1 protein-coding gene and 1 pseudogene are annotated in these 3,723 nt (G+C 55.7%); both read right to left on the bottom strand.

Translation table 11 applies throughout. The features are described from left to right. Positions 1 to 860: pseudogene (locus tag ACOVRA_RS03245) on the bottom strand (DNA-directed RNA polymerase subunit beta'); the annotation flags it as partial. Positions 861 to 939: 79 nt separating this feature from the next. Then, the coding region (rpoB, locus tag ACOVRA_RS03240; RefSeq protein ID WP_421719033.1) for a DNA-directed RNA polymerase subunit beta at positions 940 to 3,723 on the bottom strand (2,784 nt) is incomplete at its 5' end.

Genomic DNA, 3,723 nt, shown 5'->3' with positions numbered 1-3,723 from the left:
AGCTCAATCAGACGCTTCAAACGGTTGTTGCGGTTGATCACGCGGCGATAGAGGTCGTTCAAGTCAGAGGTCGCAAACCGGCCACCATCCAGAGGCACCAAGGGGCGCAATTCTGGTGGGATGACGGGGATGTTCGTCATGATCATCCATTCTGGGCGGTTGCCAGAATTCATGAAGGCTTCGATCAGCTTCAAACGCTTAGCGAGCTTCTTTGGCTTCAGCTCGGTCGTGCATTCAGAGATGTCGATGCGGATCTGCTTGGCAGTTTCTTCCAGATCGATCGCTTCCAGCATGGTGCGAACGGCTTCAGCACCAATGCCAACGGTGAAGCTGTCTTCGCCATAGGTGTCTTGGGCTTCATAAAGCTCGTTCTCATCGATCAGCTGACGCTCTGTGAAGGGCGTAATGCCTGGCTCGATCACGATGTGACGTTCAAAGTACAGAACTTTTTCAACGTCCTTCAATGCCATATCCAGCATCAAAGCGATGCGCGAAGGCAAGGACTTCAAGAACCAGATGTGGGCAACAGGCGCGGCCAATTCGATATGGCCCATGCGCTCGCGGCGCACACGTTGCAAGGTGACTTCCACGCCGCACTTTTCGCAGGTGACGCCCTTGTACTTGATGCGCTTATACTTGCCGCACAAGCACTCATAGTCCTTGATCGGTCCAAAGATACGGGCGCAGAACAGGCCGTCGCGCTCTGGCTTAAAGGTCCGGTAGTTGATGGTTTCTGGCTTTTTAACTTCGCCATAGGACCACGCTTTGATCTGGTCAGGGCTGGCCAAAGCAATGCGGATATTGTCGAATTGTGGGGCAATGGCTTGAGGGCCAAAGATGTTCATCACGTCTTGATTCATAGAACCCAGTCTCCCGTTCTCGTGAAGAGAACAAAGCGGAGAGTGAAAGCCACTCCCCGCAAACTCAATCAAATGTGGATTATTTCTTCGGTGGGAGTTGGCCGCCGGCACCATCGCCAACAGCAGCCCCCATCCCTTCAACCAGCTCGACGTTCAGACCCAAGGAACGCATTTCCTTGATCAAAACGTTGAACGATTCAGGGATACCGACTTCGAACGTATCATCACCGCGCACGATGCTCTCGTACACTTTGGTCCGGCCAGCGACGTCGTCGGACTTCACCGTCAACATCTCTTGCAGGGTGTAAGCGGCGCCATAGGCTTCCAGTGCCCAGACTTCCATTTCCCCAAAGCGCTGACCGCCGAACTGCGCCTTACCGCCCAGCGGCTGCTGGGTGACGAGCGAGTATGGACCGATCGAACGGGCGTGAATCTTATCATCCACCAAGTGGTGCAGCTTGAGCATGTAGATATAGCCCACGGTGACCTTGCGCTTGAACGCTTCACCGGTGCGGCCATCATACAACGTGCTCTGACCGGTCTCATCATTGCCCGTACGGCGCAACAATTCCCGGATGTCGCTTTCGCGTGCACCGTCGAACACAGGGGTCGCGATGGGAACGCCGAACGACAGGTTCCGACCCAAGATTTTCAGGTCTTCTTCGCTCGTTGGCAATTCCTCATCAGGGCCATAGATGCTGGTCAGGGTGTCGACAAAGCGTGCCTTGTCCCCTGCCCGCTCATAGGCTTCCAATGCTTCCTTGACTTGCTTGCCAAGGCCAGCACAGGCCCAACCCAAGTGGGTCTCGAGGATCTGACCCACGTTCATGCGCGAAGGCACGCCCAAGGGGTTCAGCACGATATCAACGTGGGTACCATCTTCGAGGAATGGCATGTCTTCGATCGGGGTGATGCGCGAGATAACCCCCTTGTTGCCGTGACGACCGGCCATCTTATCGCCGGGCTGAAGCTTGCGCTTCACGGCCACGAAGACTTTGACCACTTTCATCACGCCAGGAGGCAATTCGTCGCCACGACGCAGCTTTTCAACCTTGTCTTCAAAGCGGGCATCCAAGCTGCGCTTTGCATCTTGGAACAGCTTTTGAATGGCTTCGATTTCACCCATCGCAGCTTCATCGGCAATCGCGATCTGCCACCATTGACCCTTGGAGAAGTCCGCCAAGGTTTCTTCGGTGATTTCGCCCTTGCTGAAGCCCTTAGGACCTGACAGGCCTTCTTTGCCGACCAGCAATTCCTTCAAGCGGCCATAGATGTTGCGCTCAAGGATCGCCAATTCGTCGTCGCGGTCCTTAGCCAAACGCTCAATTTCCTCACGCTCGATTTGCATCGCGCGCTGGTCCTTGTCGACGCCGTGGCGGTTGAATACGCGGACTTCCACGACCGTACCTTGAACGCCTGGTGGCACTTTCAAGGAGGTGTCGCGAACGTCAGACGCCTTTTCACCAAAGATCGCCCGCAAGAGCTTCTCTTCTGGGGTCATGGGGGTTTCGCCCTTTGGAGTTACCTTGCCGACCAGAATATCGCCTGGGTTTACTTCAGCACCAATGGCCACGATGCCAGCTTCATCCAGGTTCCGCAGGCTTTCTTCGCCGACGTTTGGAATGTCGCGGGTGATTTCTTCGGGGCCGAGCTTGGTATCGCGTGCCGAAATCTCAAACTCTTCCAAGTGGATCGAGGTGAAGACGTCGTCGCGCACGATGCGCTCTGAAATCAGGATGGAGTCTTCGAAGTTGTAACCGTTCCAAGGCATGAACGCGACCAGCACGTTGCGGCCCAGAGCCAATTCACCCAAATCCGTCGATGGACCGTCAGCGATGATGTCGCCATCACGGACCAAATCGCCAACCCGCACCAAAGGACGCTGGTTGATACAGGTGTTTTGGTTCGAGCGTTGGAACTTGATCAGACGATAGATATCAACGCCTGGCTTGGTTGGATCGGTTTCTTCGGTTGCGCGCACAACGATACGGGTACCGTCGATCTGCTCCACGATGCCGGGACGGCGGGCAACGATGGTCGCGCCAGAGTCGCGAGCCACAACGCCTTCCATGCCGGTACCGACCAATGGCGCTTCGGCTTTCACCAAAGGCACGGCCTGACGTTGCATGTTCGAGCCCATCAGAGCGCGGTTTGCGTCGTCGTTTTCCAAGAATGGGATCAGAGCCGCAGCAACCGAAACCACCTGCTTTGGCGACACGTCGATGAACTCGATCAGATCGCGGTGCAGAATGGTGGCGTCGCCGTTTTGACGGGCTTCGACCAATTCTTCGGTGATGTAGCCGGTTGCGTCTACAGGCGAGTTTGCCTGAGCAATCGCATATTTGGCTTCTTCAACGGCGGAGAGATAAATCACCTCTTCTTGCATCTTGCCGTCGATGACACGCCGATATGGGCTTTCGATAAAGCCGTACTTATTGACGCGCGCAAAGGTCGCCAACGAGTTGATCAGACCGATATTCGGGCCTTCTGGCGTTTCGATTGGGCAGATACGGCCATAATGGGTTGGGTGCACGTCGCGGACTTCGAAGCCTGCACGCTCGCGGGTCAAACCACCGGGGCCCAAAGCCGACAAGCGGCGCTTGTGGGTGATTTCCGACAGCGGGTTGGTCTGGTCCATGAATTGCGACAATTGCGACGAACCAAAGAATTCGCGCACTGCAGCCGCAGCTGGCTTTGCGTTGATCAAGTCATGCGGCATGACAGTGTCGATATCGATCGACCCCATGCGTTCCTTGATCGCACGTTCCATGCGCAACAGACCAACGCGATATTGATTTTCCATCAATTCGCCGACCGAACGCACACGACGGTTGCCGAGGTTGTCGATGTCGTCGATTTCGCC

The organism is Aquidulcibacter sp., assembly GCF_049239865.1.
In the GTDB taxonomy this organism is placed as follows: Bacteria; Pseudomonadota; Alphaproteobacteria; order Caulobacterales; family Aquidulcibacteraceae; genus Aquidulcibacter.
The sequence above is the reverse complement of the archived record's forward strand: the minus strand, read 5'-3'. Positions and strand labels throughout refer to the sequence as shown.